The sequence below is a fragment of the Saccharopolyspora soli genome (assembly GCF_022678645.1).
GTDB classification, from domain to species: domain Bacteria; phylum Actinomycetota; class Actinomycetes; order Mycobacteriales; family Pseudonocardiaceae; genus Saccharopolyspora; species Saccharopolyspora soli.
The window spans coordinates 59,079-73,623 of sequence record NZ_JALBWV010000003.1 but is presented as its reverse complement, the minus strand read 5'-3'; the positions used below and the strand labels follow the sequence as shown (position 1 = coordinate 73,623).

Annotated in this window: 14 protein-coding genes; 12 read left to right on the top strand and 2 right to left on the bottom strand. The window is 69.1% G+C overall.

From position 1 onward, the window contains the following. Nucleotides 1–180 precede the first annotated feature (180 nt). The 9 genes from MOQ72_RS03165 (at nt 181) to MOQ72_RS03125 (ending at nt 8,637) form a co-directional block, all read left to right on the top strand. The gene (locus MOQ72_RS03165) at nt 181–600 is read left to right on the top strand and encodes a hypothetical protein (RefSeq protein WP_242180440.1); all 420 of its coding nucleotides are present in this window, start codon (nt 181–183) and stop codon (nt 598–600) included. A gap of 110 nt (nt 601–710) precedes the next feature. Further along, entirely contained in the window at nt 711–1,181 is a 471-nt protein-coding gene (locus tag MOQ72_RS03160; protein ID WP_242180439.1) for an acyl-CoA-like ligand-binding transcription factor, read from the top strand. Next, the gene (locus MOQ72_RS03155) at nt 1,178–2,089 is read left to right on the top strand and encodes an alpha/beta fold hydrolase (protein WP_242180438.1); all 912 of its coding nucleotides are present in this window, start codon (nt 1,178–1,180) and stop codon (nt 2,087–2,089) included. The genes MOQ72_RS03160 and MOQ72_RS03155 overlap by 4 nt, the downstream gene beginning before the upstream one ends. 221 nt (nt 2,090–2,310) lie before the next feature. Continuing rightward, entirely contained in the window at nt 2,311–3,852 is a 1,542-nt protein-coding gene (locus tag MOQ72_RS03150; RefSeq protein WP_242180437.1) for an ABC transporter substrate-binding protein, read from the top strand. A 4-nt stretch (nt 3,853–3,856) separates the two neighbouring features. Continuing rightward, nucleotides 3,857–4,801, top strand: a complete 945-nt coding sequence (locus MOQ72_RS03145; protein WP_242180436.1) for an ABC transporter permease — start codon at nt 3,857–3,859, stop codon at nt 4,799–4,801. Beyond that, the gene (locus MOQ72_RS03140) at nt 4,798–5,745 is read left to right on the top strand and encodes an ABC transporter permease (RefSeq protein WP_242180435.1); all 948 of its coding nucleotides are present in this window, start codon (nt 4,798–4,800) and stop codon (nt 5,743–5,745) included. Before MOQ72_RS03145 ends, MOQ72_RS03140 begins: the two co-directional genes overlap by 4 nt. After that, nucleotides 5,742–6,740: an ABC transporter ATP-binding protein gene (locus tag MOQ72_RS03135; protein ID WP_242180434.1), complete on the top strand. Its 999-nt coding sequence runs from the start codon at nt 5,742–5,744 to the stop codon at nt 6,738–6,740. The genes MOQ72_RS03140 and MOQ72_RS03135 overlap by 4 nt, the downstream gene beginning before the upstream one ends. After that, complete coding sequence (locus MOQ72_RS03130; RefSeq protein WP_242180433.1) at nt 6,737–7,795, top strand: ABC transporter ATP-binding protein; 1,059 nt, start codon at nt 6,737–6,739, stop codon at nt 7,793–7,795. Before MOQ72_RS03135 ends, MOQ72_RS03130 begins: the two co-directional genes overlap by 4 nt. A gap of 17 nt (nt 7,796–7,812) precedes the next feature. After that, on the top strand, nt 7,813–8,637 hold the full coding sequence (locus tag MOQ72_RS03125) for an alpha/beta fold hydrolase (protein WP_242180432.1): 825 nt from the start codon (nt 7,813–7,815) through the stop codon (nt 8,635–8,637). On the opposite strand, the gene MOQ72_RS03120 is transcribed toward MOQ72_RS03125, so the two are convergent. Next, nucleotides 8,638–9,438, bottom strand: coding sequence for an IclR family transcriptional regulator (locus tag MOQ72_RS03120; RefSeq protein ID WP_242180431.1), 801 nt, complete (start codon nt 9,436–9,438; stop codon nt 8,638–8,640). It lies immediately after the preceding gene. Between the two features lie 130 nt (nt 9,439–9,568). On the opposite strand from MOQ72_RS03120, the gene MOQ72_RS03115 reads away from it, so the two are divergent. The 3 genes from MOQ72_RS03115 to MOQ72_RS03105 are packed head-to-tail and all read left to right on the top strand — an operon-like array spanning nt 9,569 to nt 13,099. Next, a complete protein-coding gene (locus MOQ72_RS03115; protein ID WP_242180430.1) occupies nt 9,569–11,092 on the top strand; it encodes an SLC13 family permease in 1,524 nt (507 codons plus the stop codon). Between the two features lie 25 nt (nt 11,093–11,117). Continuing rightward, nucleotides 11,118–12,434 (top strand): MmgE/PrpD family protein, encoded by a 1,317-nt coding sequence (locus MOQ72_RS03110; protein WP_242180429.1) that lies wholly within the window; start codon nt 11,118–11,120, stop codon nt 12,432–12,434. A 2-nt stretch (nt 12,435–12,436) separates the two neighbouring features. After that, nucleotides 12,437–13,099, top strand: coding sequence for an MmgE/PrpD family protein (locus tag MOQ72_RS03105; protein WP_242180428.1), 663 nt, complete (start codon nt 12,437–12,439; stop codon nt 13,097–13,099). Nucleotides 13,100–13,159: 60 nt separating this feature from the next. Here the strand turns inward: MOQ72_RS03105 and MOQ72_RS03100 are convergent, their stop codons facing one another. Beyond that, entirely contained in the window at nt 13,160–14,494 is a 1,335-nt protein-coding gene (locus tag MOQ72_RS03100) for a GntP family permease (RefSeq protein ID WP_242180427.1), read from the bottom strand. Between the last annotated feature and the right edge of the window lie 51 nt (nt 14,495–14,545).

Sequence of the window (14,545 nt, the reverse complement as noted above, 5' to 3'; positions counted from 1 at the left end):
GTCCGACCCGCGCGTTAAGAGTCTCAACGGCTGCTCCGCTGGGCACACGGGGCACATCGGACACCCGTCGCAGGGCCCTCGGACGTACGCTTGAAACGCCTGTTCGTCTCGGCGAACCCAAGGCTGGCAAAGGTTTTCTCATCGAGCGGTCGACGCTCGAATTCCTTGGGGGGCTGAACAATGCGGATCTTCGCGGACAACAAGCGCGCCCGGATCGGGGCGGTGGTCGGCGTTCTCGCGTTGCTGATCACGATGTGCACCGGCGCCGCGGCCGCCACGCCAACCTCGCCAGAACCGGTGCGACCGGTGGTGAGCGCATCCGCCGCATTCCCGATGACGGTCCGGATGACCGAGTTCCGGCTCGAACTTCCAACGCACCTCGCGCCCGGCCCCTACGCGTTCAACGCGGTGAATGCCGGGAGGATCGTGCACGCCTTGGCGATCGACGGCCCGGGTGTGGCGAATCAGAGCACTGCGGTGGTCCAGTCGGGCCAGTCGGCAGTGCTCAACGTGACGCTGGTTCCCGGTAGCTACCGCTTCTACTGCCCGGTGGGCAGGCACGCCGAGGAGGGCATGGAGGTCGCCGTGTTCGTGGGCTGAACCGACGGGACAGCGCACGACTCCTACCGACGACTCCCGACTCGACTACTTGACAGATTCTGACAAGTACTTGCTATGTTGTGTCAAGTAGTCGAGTCAGGAGCCCGGGGATGTCACGTGCCGAACACCAGGAATTGGCCGATGAGCTGCGCCGACTGGTGGCGATCCGGTTGCTCGATCCGTTGCGGATCCTGCTGGAATCCGATGCGGCTACCGCGTCTCTGCAGCGGCGCATCGACCGGGATGCCGCCACGTGGGCCACGCGGCTGCTCGGTCCGGATCACCAAGCGGCAGTGCACACCTGTGCTCGCCTGCTGGCGGCGCTCTACCCCGACGACGGCCCGTTCGACCCGCCAGATGCCTGGTGGCGCACCGCGCTGGGGCAAGTCGTCGCGCGGCGAATCGGGCATCCCGGCGCCGATCACGTGTCGCTGTCCACAGCGGGCGCGATGTTGGGCATCACCCGGCAAGGCGTGCACGACCTGGTCAACCGCGACAAGCTCGAGCGTCACCCGGACGGCGGGGTCAGCACCGCGTCGATCCGCGCGCGCCTCGACCAACTCTCCGGAGGGCACCGATGAATGACGTCCTGGTCAAGTCCGCAGCGGTGGAGATCGCGGTGCGCGATCACGGCGGCTCGGGTCCAGCCGTGCTGTTGCTGCACGGCGCTGGCGGAAATCTGCTCGCCTGGGAGCACCTCGCGCCGCTGCTGACCGCGACGCACCGAGTGCTGGCGGTGGACCTCAGAGGCCACGGACATTCCGGCGACGGGCCCTGGAACTGGGACGCGGTGCTCGACGATCTGGACGCGGTGGCCGAACACTTCGCATCGCCATCGCCTGCGGTGGTCGGACATTCGCTGGGCGGGATGATCGCCGGGATGTGGGCGGTGCGCCATCCCGACTGCCCCGCCGCGATGAGCCTCGACGGCCATCGCGCGGCAGCAACGCACCCCGACAACTACGTCGGGATGCCGACCGAACAGGTGCACGCGCAATTGGCCCGGCTGCGCGAGGTTTTCGCCACCCAGACAACAGCTTCCGGACAGCCGATGAGCGCCGAGCAGGTGGCCGCGCTGCTGGACCAGCAGGCCGCTTTCGCGACCCAACTGGGCATCGACGCCGAGCACTGGGTAGCGATGACACAACGCGGTCTGTCGGTCCACAATGGTCAAACATGGCCGCACCCCGGACCCGCGGTGCTCGAAGCGCTGCGAGATGCCTCGGAATTCGCCGACGCGCTGCCGATCTTCCAGCGGATCACCGGACCGTTCCAGCTCGTGCGCGCGACCCGGCTCGCCGGATTCCCACCGGAATTCACCGATCTGATGCAGGCGTTGCACGCCGGGCTGAGCCGCGACCTCGCCGCGCTGACCGCGAAGCGACCGAACGTGACGGTCCGCGAGATCGACGCCAGCCACGGCATGCTCTTCGAAAAACCGCATCAGGTCGCCGAAATCGTCCAGTCCTTCCTGTCCGGCACACGCTGAACCACGCGGCGGTTCTGCACCGATCAACACCCGTTCGCAGGCATCGTTTCGCCCTATTCGTCCGTTCGGCCAACGCTATTTGATTCTGTGACTCAGGTCTCCTTGAATAGGGCGACCGACCGCGAGATCCCCGACTCGTGCCGCATCACCAGGCGTGCTCGTGAACTTCCGCCGAAGACCCGCTCGACCGTCGCAGCACCGACCGGAAGCCGGAGGTTCGCGTGCCCGCACACCGGAAGCGCTTCGCCGCAGCCACCCTGGCCGGGCTGCTGACCGTCACCGCGGCCTGCGGAGGCATCAACACCGAAGCGACCGGCTCGGCCTCCGGCGGCGCGGGAAGCACCTTCCGGTTCGCCTACACCGTCGGCCCCAGCCGCTACGACCCGCACCGCGCATCGTCCAGTTTCGACAACGCCACGCTGTTCCCGGTCTACGACCGACTGGTGCACCTGACCACGATGGCCGAACCGGTGCCGGGCCTGGCCACCGGCTGGCACTACGCGGACGACGGCAAACGCCTGGTCCTGGAGTTGCGACCGGGAGTGCGCTTCCACGACGGCACCCCGTTCGACGCGGCCGCCGCCAAGGCGAACCTGGACCGCGCCCGGACGTTGGAAGGCTCCACGGTCGCCTCCGAACTGAGATCGGTGACGCGGGTCGACGTGCTCGGACCGCTGTCCGTCGAGTTGGTGCTCAGCGCACCGGACAGCTCGCTGGTCGGCGCGCTGTCGGACCGGGCCGGGATGATGGTCAGCCCGGCGGCGTTCGACGACCCCCAGCTGGACCTGCGGCCGGTCGGTGCGGGGCCGTACCAGATCGTCAGTTACAGCCCGAACGACCGGGTCGTGCTGCGCCGTTCCCCGGGCTACTGGGACCCGGCCGCTCAGCTGGTCGAGACGATGGTGATCGTCATCCAGTCCGACCAGACCACGCGGATGAACGCGCTGCGCGCCGGTGAGGTCGACGCGGCGCTGTTGCAGGGCAACCAGGTCGCCGAGGCCCGGCAGTACGACCTGGGCGTCGTCGGTGATGTCACGCTGGCCTTCTACCACCTGCAGCTCAACCGAACCCGCTCCGAGTTCGACGACGTCCGGGTGCGGCGCGCGCTCAACCACGCCATCGACCGGGAAGCGATCATCGCGGGAGTGCTGTTCGGCAACGGCGCACCGGCCGTTCAGCCGTTCCCGCCTGGCTACTACGCCAACGATCCCGAGCTGCCCGACCTGTACCCGTACGACCCCCGAAAGGCCAGGCAACTGCTCGCCGAAGCCGGGCTGCCCGGCGGATTCGAGTTCGAGGCGATCGTGCCGAGCACCGATCCCGGCGTCGCCGTCGCGTTGCAGGAGCAGCTGGCCGAGGTAGGTGTGCGGATGAACATCGGCGAGGCCGCCTCCAGCGAAGCGGCCGATCTGTTCTACGGGCGCCAGCAGGGTGACGCGATGGTCGCGCCGTGGGGCGGGCGCGCGGACCCGATCCAGACCCTCGGATTGCTGTACGGCAGCAAAGGATTCTCCAACCCAGGCGGCCACACCTTGCCGCAGCTGGAACAGCTGATCGGCCAGGTCCGGCAGACGATCGACCCGGCGGCGCGCGCCGAGCTGTTCCACCGGATCGGCGGGATCGTCGTGGACCAGGCGTTGGACGTGCCGGTGGTCTTCGCCGACACCAACTACGGGCATGCGCCACGGGTGACCGGGCTGCGCAGCTGGTTGTCCAACAAACCGGAGTTCCGCGGCGTCGGCACGGCCGGAACTTGGAGGTGAGGCGGTGTTCCAGCTGGTGGTCCGCCGTCTGGCCGCGATGGTCCCGCTGTTGCTGCTGGTCTCGCTGATCGTGTTCGGCCTGGTCCTGCTGGTGCCGGGCGATCCGGCGATCACCATCGCCGGGGAGAACGCCACGGAAGCGCAGATCGCGGCCACCCGCGAACGGCTCGGCCTCAACGACTCGCTGCTGGTGCAGTACTGGCGCTGGGTGAGCAACGCCGTCCAAGGCGATCTGGGTACGTCGATGTTCAGCAACCGCAGCGTTTCCGGGGCCATCGCGGAACGGCTCCCGGCGACCGTGTCGCTGACCGCGCTCGCCATCGCGCTGGCGCTGCTGATCAGCGTGCCCGCCGCGATCGTCGCCGCCACCAACCGGGGCGGCTGGCTGGACCGGTTGCTCACGGTGGGCACCTCCGTCGGCGTGGCCATGCCGAACTTCTGGCTGGGGCTGCTGCTGGCCACCTCGCTGGCCCTGCACCTGGATCTGCTGCCAGCCACCGGATACGTGCCGCTGGACGACGATCCGATCGACTGGTTCGCGCACCTGCTGCTGCCCAGCTGCACGCTGGGCCTGGCGGCGGCCGCCGAACTCACCCGCCAGCTGCGCGGTTCGCTGATCGACGTGTTCGACCAGGACTACCTGCGGACCGCGCGCGCCAAGGGCCTGCGCACCACCAGCGTCATCGGCAAGCACGCGTTGAAGAACGCCGCCACCCCGGTGGTCACCGTGCTCGGCATGCGGATTTCGGTGCTGCTGGGCGGAACCGTGGTCGTCGAGCAGATCTTCGGCATCCCCGGCCTCGGCCAGCTGGCGATCACCGCGGTGCTGCAACGGGATCTGCCGATGGTGCAGGGAATCGTGGTGGTCACCGCGGTGATGGTGCTGCTGGCCAACCTGGCGGTGGACCTGTCCTACGGCTACCTCAACCCCAAGGTGCGCGCGCAATGAGCACCGGCGAGGGAGGACGCGAGTTGACCGACACCAACCAGCGGTGGACCCGGCACGTCACCGCGGCGGCCACCGCGGACGACCTCGGCCCGCCCCAGTCGCCCCGGCAGCGGTTCTGGCGGCGCTTCCGACGACAGCGTCCAGCGGTGTTGTCGCTGCTGTTCCTGGTGCTGCTGACCGGAGTCGCGGTGCTCGCACCGCTGCTGGCACCGGCCGACCCCGACGACCAGAACCTGCGCAACGTGCTCGCCGGGCCGGGCGCCGACGGGCACCTGCTGGGCACCGACCAGTTCGGCCGGGACATGCTCAGCCGGATGCTGGTGGCCAGCCGCATCTCGCTGCTCGCGGCCGTAGAGGCGGTCGGCGTGGCCGTGCTGCTCGGTGTGCCGCTGGGGCTGGTCGGTGCGTACCTCGGCGGTCGGTTCGACCGCTGGGTGGTGCGGCTGGCGGACGCGTTCATGAGCTTCCCGCCGCTGATCCTGGCCGTGGCGATCGTCGCCGCCCGCGGACCCGGTCTCGGCAATGCGATGTTCGCGGTCGGCCTGGTCACCGCGCCGCGCCTGTTGCGGCTGGTCCGCAGCACGGTGCTGTCGGTGCGGGAGGAGACCTACATCGAGGCGGCCCGCAGCATCGGGACACCGGCGGGCCGCATCATCCGACGGCACGTGCTGCCCAACGTGCTGTCCCCGCTGCTGGTCCAGCTGTCGTTGGTCGCGGCGTTCTCGATGCTCGCCGAGGCGACGCTCAGCTTCCTCGGCCTCGGCGTCGTGCCACCGCAGGCCAGCTGGGGCTCGATGCTCCAGGAAGGTGCGCGGTTCGTGTCGCTCGCACCGCACCTGGTGATCTTCCCCGGTATCGCCATCGCGCTGACCGTGCTGGCGTTCAACGTGCTCGGCGACGGACTGCGGGACTCGCTGGGCCGCGAGATCAGGAGCGGCGGATGACGGTGCTGCGGGTGTCCGACCTCGACGTCCGGTTCGCCACCGACCGCGGCTGGGTCACGGTGGTCGACGGGGTGTCGTTCTCCGTTGCCGCTGGGGCGACGTTGGGGCTGGTCGGCGAATCCGGGTCCGGCAAGACCGTCACCAGCCTCGCGATGCTGGGCCTGCTGCCGCCGCGCACCAGCCGGATCGCCAGTGGCAGCATCCAGCTCGACGGCACCGAACTGATCGGCATGCCGCAGCGGCGGCTGGCCGACATCCGGGGCAACGACATCGCGATGATCTTCCAGGAGCCGATGTCGTCGCTGAACCCCGCGTTCACCATCGGCGACCAGATCGCCGAGACCGTGCGCCGCCACCGGCGGGTGTCCCGCAGGATCGCGACGGCCCGTGCCGTCGCCGCGCTCGACCAGGTCGGCATTCCCAACGCGGCACGCCGGGCGCGCAGCTACCCGCACGAGTTCTCCGGTGGGATGCGACAGCGGGCGATGATCGCGATGGCGATCTGCTGCGAACCGAAGGTGCTCGTCGCCGACGAACCGACGACCGCGCTGGACGTGACCATCCAGGCCCAGGTGTTGGACCTGCTCCGGCAGATGCGCGACGAGCTGCGCATGGGCATGGTGTTCATCACCCACGACCTGGGCGTGGTGGCCGACATCTGCGACCGGGTGGTGGTGATGTACGCCGGGCAGGTGGTGGCCACCGACGACGTCGACCACCTCTTCAGCCATCCGCCGCACCCCTACGCGGAAGGACTGCTGGCCGCGATGCCGCAGGCCGCCGTGCCCGAGCTCGGTGGCTCCGACCGGCTCGCGACCATTCCCGGCCAAGCGCCGCCGCCGGGCGCCATGCCGGACGGCTGCCGCTTCCACCCCCGCTGCCCGTACGCCACCGACCGCTGCGCCGCCGACGCCGTTGAACTGCGCAAGATCGACCAGCTCAGGACCACGCGCTGCGTGCGCTCCGACGAACTCCAACTGCGAGGTCCGGCATGACAGCTCTGCTCGAAGTCGAGGACCTGTCGGTGAGCTTCGCGTTGCGGCGCGGATTCTTCCAGCGCGAACGGCGGCTGCGCGCGGTGGACGGGGTGTCGTTCGAACTGGCCGCCGGGGAAATCCTCGGACTGGTCGGCGAATCAGGTTCGGGGAAGTCGACCACCGGACGGGCGCTGCTGCGGCTGGTCGAGCCGGACCGGGGCACGGTGCGCCTGCGGGAGACCGAGCTGACCGCGCTCAGCGGCCAGGAACTGCGGCGGCACCGTCGGCGCATCCAGATGGTGTTCCAGGACCCGTACTCGTCGCTGGACCCGTCGATGGTGATCGCGGAAAGCGTCGGCGAGCCGCTCGAAGTGCACGAGGGCCTGCGCGGCAAGGAGCGTGACGACCGGGTCCGCGATCTGCTGGTCCGGGTCGGTCTGTCGGCACGGCACCTGGAGCGCTATCCGTACGAGTTCTCCGGAGGCCAACGGCAGCGGCTGGCCATCGCCCGCGCGCTGGCGGTGGACCCGGACGTGGTGATCTGCGACGAAGCGGTGTCCGCATTGGACGTCTCCACGCAGAACCAGATCATCAACCTGTTGGAAGAACTGCGGGCCGAGCTGGGCACGTCGTACCTGTTCATCTCGCACGATCTGGCCGTGGTCCGGCAACTCGCCCAACGCGTCGCGGTGATGTACCTGGGTCGGCTGGTGGAAGACGGACCGGCGCAGCGGATCTACCCGCACCCCGCGCACCCGTACACCGAAGCGCTGCTGTCGGCAGTTCCGGTGCCCAACCCGAAGGTGCAACGCCAACGGGAACGCATCGTGCTCCCCGGCGATCCGCCCGATCCGACCAACCCGCCCGACGGGTGCGCGTTCCACCCCCGCTGCCCGTACGCGATGGACATCTGCCGGGTGGAGGTTCCCCAGCCGACGCCGGTCGACGGCGGCGGAACGGTCCGCTGCCACCTGCACACCAGCGGTCCGACGCTGGCCGGTGGCTCAGTGATCGACCTGCGGCCCGCCGCTGGACCAGTGCGTCCGAGGACATCAGAATCGGGAGGCAGCTGACACCGGGAGTTGATGGCTTGCAGACCGCGACCGCCGTGCTGAACGACATCGAGACGCATTACCGCACCAGCGGGTCCGGACCAGCGGTGGTGTTCGTGCACGGTTTGGCCGAGGACCACCGCAGCTGGCGGCGTCAGCAGGAGGAGTTCACCGACCACCGCACTTTCGCCTACGACCTGCGAGGCCACGGCGGCAGCACGCTCGGCGATGCCGACGGCACGCTGAGCCAGCTCCGCGACGATCTGCTCGCCTTCCTAACCGAGGTCTCCGGTCCGGCGGTGTGCGTGGGGTTCTCGCTGGGCGGCACCGTGGTGCTGTCTGCTGCGGCGCGGCGGCCGGACCTGGTCAAGGGGCTGATCGTACTCGCCACCTCTTCGGTGGTCGGGCACACGGCAGCGGAGTTCTTCCACCACCGAACCGAGCAGGTCCTCGCCGGAGACACCGACGGCATGCGCGAAACACTGCGCAAGGACACCGAAGCTATGCTCACGAGCTCCACGGTGGACGTTTCCGAAGTGGCAGCCCACCGCGCAGCGGCCATCGGCGACGGACTCGGCTACGCGAACGCGGCGACGGCGATGGCAGGCCTGCGGGGCAACCCGCTGACGTCCGAGCTGACCTCGATCAACTGCCCGGTGACTGTGATCGGCGCAGCGAACGACAGCTTCTGCCCCCGCAAGGCGGCGGACATCCTGCTGCAAGCCCTCCCCCAGGCCACCTACGAGGAAATCCCGAACGCAGGCCACCTCATGAACCACGACAACCCAACAACCCTGACGACCAAACTGCGCAACGCACTAACCGGATCGCGGAGCGCGGACTGGCCGGTGATCGAGAGGTAGTCAGGTTGATCGGCTTTTGACAGCGGTTGTGTGGCCGAGGCGGTGGGATAGGTCTTCGGCTGCTTCGCGGGCCAGCGGGACCAAGGCGAGCAGTTCTTCCCGACCGGCGCGGACCGACGGGATCGAGATGCTCAGCGCGGCTCGCACCTCGCTCTGGTGGTCCCGCACCGGGACGGCCATGCTCACCACACCGGGCACGCGTCCCTCCAACGACAGCGCGAACCCGTTCTGCCGGATCTCGTCCAACTCGGCGGCGAGCTCTGGCGCCTCGACCTTGCCGGTGCCATCAGCTGCGGGCAGCGGACCGTCCAGCACCCGTTGGCACAGCTGGTAATCGGCGAAAGCGAGCAGCAGCTTGCCCGGCGCTCCCTGGTGCGGGGGGATCGGGGCGCCGAGGTCGGTGTAGGTGCGGCGCAGCGGGTGCGGGGATTCCGCTTGGGCGACCGTGCGCCTGCTGGGCAGCTCATCGAGGACGTGCAGACCCACCGTCTCCGTGCAGCGATCGCGTAGCCAGGCCATCACCGGGCCCGCCTGCGCCTCAAGTGAGAGCTGCTGGCGGGCGACCTCGGCCAGTCCCAGCAACCGCGGGCCGAGGCAATAGCTCGTCGTGTCCGGCACGTGCGCGAGCAGACCGTGCGAGACCAGCGCCGTCACCAGCCGGTGCGCAGTTCCCCGCGCCAGTCCCGTGGCGCGGGCGAGTTCGGACACACCAACCACTGGGCGTGACGTGGTGAAGACCGAAAGCAGCGCCATGGCCCTGTCGATCGATTGCACGCCCGGCAGCGCTTCCTGCCCTGTCACCTTGCCCCTCACGCCACTCGCAATCTCGCCACCGTTGCCGCGACCGAGGCTTGCGCCTGCTCGCCCCCTGATTCTAAGGTGCCCACGATACGAACCACCGTACCGCAATACGGGCACATGGGAGGTTGGTGTGGACGGGAAGACGGCAACGGAGCCGGTGACCAGCCACGACCGGCAGGAGCGGTTCGACCTGGTCCGCCGCCGCGTGGGGTTGTTGCTCGGCCCCATCGCGTTCGCCGCGGTGCTGCTGTTCGCGGACGGATTACCGGGCCCGCAGCGATCCCTGGCGGCGATCTTCGCGCTGGTGATGATCTGGTGGATCTCGGAAGCGATCCCGCTCGCGGTGACCGCACTGCTGGCGGTATCGCTGTGCGTGCTGCTCGGCGTCGGCGACGAGGACACCGTGTTCGGCGCGTTCGGGAACGACACGATCTTCGTGTTCCTCGGCGGGTTCGTGATCGCCCGCGCGATGACCGTGCACGGGCTGGACCGGCGCATCGCGCTGCGCATGTTGTCCATTCCCGGTGTGGTCCGCTCACCGGCGCGGACGGTGATCGCCTTCGGCGCCCTCGCGGCGGCGATCTCGGCGTTCATCTCGAACACGGCGGCGGTTGCCATGCTGTTCCCGATCGGGCTCGGGGTGATCGCCGCGGTCAGTTCGATCAGCACCGGCAACGCCCCGCGCCAATCGCGCACCTCGACCGCGCTGATGCTGGTCATCGCCTACGGCGCCAGCATCGGCGGGCTGTTCACCCCGATCGGGGCGCCGCACCAGCTCATCGGGCGGCAGCTGGTCGAGGACCAGACCGGCCGCGACATCGGGTTCGTGCAGTGGGTCGGGCTGTTCGCGCCGATCGTGATCGCCATGTTCGTGGTGCTGTGCCTGGTCCTGCTCCTGTTGAACCGACCGGAGGTGAAGCGGCTGGACCACGCCGAGGAATACGTCGCGGCCGAGCGCGCCAAGCTCGGCGCGTTCAGCCGGGGCGAGCGGAACACCTCAATCGCGTTCGCGCTCGCGGTCGTGCTGTGGACCGGTCCCGGCATCCTGCAGCCCGTGCTGGGCGAGGACAACGGTTTCGTCGAGCTGGTCAGGGACCACCTCACCGAAGGCGTCGCCGCGATCCTCGCGGCCACGCTGCTGTTCGTGCTGCCGCTGCCGGGCAAACCGGGGAAGGCCACTTTGGACTGGTCCGACGCCGCGAAGATCGACTGGGGCACGATCCTGTTGTTCGCGGCCGGAATCGTGCTCGGCAGCCTGAGTTCCGAGACCGGGCTCGCGGAACGGGTGGGCGCCGGTTTCTCCGAACTGATCGGAGTGTCGTCGCTGACGGGTGTGACCGTTCTGGCGGCGATCACCGCACTGCTGATCTCCGAGACCACCAGCAACACCGCGAGCGTTGGCATCGTGCTGCCGATCGTGCTGCCCATGGCCCAGGCGCTCGGGGTGGATCCGCTCATCCCTGGCCTGGTGGCCACCGCGGCCGCCGGATACGGCTTCATGCTCCCGGTCTCCACACCGCCGAACGCGATCGTCTACGGCTCGGGGCTGGTGCCCATCACCCGCATGGTGCGCTCGGGGCTCGTGTTCGACGTGCTGGGCGTGGCCATCCTGGTGACCGGCGTGCTGACGCTCGCACCGGTGGTCGGACTTTGATCGAGTACTACGACGAAGGAGATCAGTGGACACCAAACGAATCGCCGAGCTGATCGACGAGGCCGTTGCGCGGCCGTTGCCCGAGGACGTGCTCGCCATGGCGCGCCGCACGTTGCTCAACGTGGCCGGAACCGCGATCGGCGCGAGCGGGCACGCGGCAGTGGACGCGGTCGTAGCCGGTTCTCGCGGAGCCGCCCGCATTCCTGGACGTCGCGCGGAAGTCGCGCCGGTGGATGCCGCGATCGCCACCGGAATCGCCGCCCACCTCGACGACTTCGACGACACGCACCTGGCCACCGTCATCCACCCGGGCGCCGCTTGCCTCGGCGCGCTGGCCGCGCTCGAACCCGAGGTCGGGACCGCACCGGCCACCGACGTGCTGACCGCCTACGCATGGGGGTGCGAACTGCAACTGCGCCTCGGCGTGGCTGTTTCGCCCTCGCACTACGACCTGGGCTGGCACATCACCGGAACCTGCGGGGCGTTCGGTGCGGCCGTGACGTCCGCACTGCTGCTCGGCCTGCGCGGACGTCGGCTGGCCTCGGCGCTGTTCTGGGGAATCGGTCGCGGGCTCGGCATGCGGGAGGGCTTCGGCACCATGACGAAGCCGTTCCATCCGGGCAAAGCCGCGGCCAACGGCATGCTCGCGGCGCGGCTGGCGGCGGCGGACGGCCCAGCGCCGGGCGACACCCTCGAAGCTTTCACCGCACGACTCGCGAGGGAATACGACGAGCAGCAGTTCGTCGGCGAGCTCGGCGAGCGTTTCGAGTTGCGGCACAACACGTTCAAGCCCTACCCGTGCGGCATCGTCACGCATCCGGCGATCGAGGCCGCCGAGCACCTCGCGGCGCCGCTTAAGGCGGCCGGTGGGGCGGACGAGGTGGCCAGCGTCGAGGTCCGCTGCCATCCCCTGGTTCCCGAGCTCACCGGGAATCCGACTCCGAGAGACGGGCTGCAAGCGCGATTCTCCACTGTGCACGGTGTTGCGGCGGGTCTGTTGCTGGGCACCGTCGATCTCGCTGCCTACGAAGACGATTTCGTCGCTTCGGCCGCAGCGACCCAGTTGCGCGCGAAAGTGCGGCTGGTGCCCGAGCCGGAGCGCGTGCGAGCGGAAGCCGAGGTCTTGGTCACCACCGAGGATGGCAACGTGCTGCGGCAGCACGTCCCGACCGCGCGCGGCAGCTTGGCGAACCCGCTGACCGATGCGGACCTGCACACCAAGGTCCACCGACTCGTCGAACCGGTGCTGCCCGGCGGCGCCGACGCCGTCGTCAAGGCGGTCGCTGGCGACGGACCTGGATACCTGACCAAGTTCATGAAGGCATGCACCGGGGAGGAATGATCATGACGGACATCAGCGGTTCGCTGGTTCGGTTCGTGCTGGCCGAAAACCCTGCGATACCAGTCGAACTCCGCACCGCGGTTGCCGACTTCGCGATGGCCTACCCCGCGCAGCACGACGAACACCTGGCGGCGCTGCGCTCGACCCATCCGGAAGACGATCTGCGCATGCGCGCGCTCGACGCTGCGGCGGGACTGGCCTATTCGGGTGTGCACACCTTGGTCGCGGCAACAGCGGCCGTGGCCGGAATTCGCCATGCTGCCAACGCGGATCGGGCGACCGTCCTCGGCTGCGAGGTCGCGTGCCGACTGGCCGCCGCACTCGGCGCCCGACCGGAAGCGCTCGCGGTCGTCGGCGCCGCGCTCGCCGGGTCGACCGAACCGGTCGCCGCACGCCACGCGCTCGGCCTCGCCGCTACGCAGGTGACTACCGTGTCGGGCTCCGAGGAACCGGAAACGACAGCCCTGCGCGCGGCGTTCGCTGCCGCCGACGGCATCGAGGCCGCGATGTTGGGCGAGCGCGGTTTCACCGCACCGGCCCAGCCGATCGAAGGCCGCCGGGGCCTGCTCGCCCTGCTCGCACCTTCCGCCGACGGCGAGACCCTGTTGCACGACCTGGGGAAACGGTGGTTCGCCGCGGAAGTCCTGGGAGCTCGAACCAACTGACCGCGCTGGGTTGGACAGCGTTTGGTCCGCTGTCCAACCCAGCGCGGCCACCGCAGGGCGTCAGAACACCAGCGCCATGAGCTGGATGGGGACCATGGCGATTATCGAGGCGCACGAGACCGTCAGGGTGACCGATTTCAGCGCGCCGCGGGTCGTCTGCGGCAGCAGGGTCTGCAGCAGCCAGAAGGTGTTGCTGGTGGCGTGGACGACGAACAGCGACCCCGCCCCGGCCGCCAACGCGACGAAGATCGGGTCGATGCCGAGCATCGGCATCACCGGGCCGAGCACCCCGGCGGCGGTGATCGATGCCAGGGTCACCGAGCCGATCGCGATGTGCAGCACCGCGGCGACCACCCACACCAGCAGCAGCGGGACGACCGTGCTGGTGGAGAAGTAGCCCTTCAACAACTCGCCCAAGCCGATGTCCTTCACCGTCTGCGCCAGCGAACCGCCGACACCGGTGAGGATGAGGATCTGCCCGCTTTCGTGGAAACCACGTCGGAACGCCGCCGCGGTCTGCTCAGTCGGCAGCTTCCACCGCGCGATGATCAGAGCCCCGATCAGGCCGATGAGCAGGGCGATCACCGGGTCGCCGAGGAAGGCCACCACCGGCGAGCTGAACCCCGCCATTTCCGCGATCGCACCGAAGGCGATCAGCGCCAACGCCAGCAGCAGCGGGGTCAACGACAGACCCAGCGGCGGGAGTTTGCGCTCCGACTTGTCCACGGCGACGTCGGCGACCGGTAATTCCTCGGTCTCGTCCAGCTTCGGGTTCCACAGCCCGCGCTTGGCCAGCGCGGTGAACAGCGCCAGCGTGGTGACGATGGTGAAAACCGCCGTGACGACACCGAAGATGAACATCTTGCCGAACGGCAGGTGCAGCACCCCGGCCAGCGCGACCGCCCCGACACCGGGCACCACGAACACCAGGCCGACCTCGATGCCCAGCGCCATCGTCGCGCACATCCGCGCCGCGCCGTACGGCCCGACCTGGCGGGACAATCGGCTGGCCAGCGGCGCGGTGATCACCAGGAGCACGTCGGCGAAGATCGATTGCAGCAGCGTGCCGACCGTGGTGCCGAAGGTGTAGGGCAACGCCCGCGCCCCGAAGGTCCGCACCAGCAGGTCGACGAGTTTCTCGATCGCGCCGAGCGAGGCCATCAGCGAGCCGAGCAGCACACCGAACGCGATGAGCAGGCCCACCTCGGTCATCAGGTCACCGAAGCCGGTGGTGATCGACTTGATGGTCTGCTCGGGTCCGAGCCCGGAGACCAGGCCGAGGTATATCGCGCCGACCACCAGCGCGATCGCCGGGCTGATCTTGGCCCGGAGGATGAGCACCACAACACCGATGATGGTTATCGCGGTGTTGGCGAAGACAACGATGTCCGACATCACTATGGGTCCGATTCGTCGGGGTCGGCGCACGCCGACTCCACGGTCTGC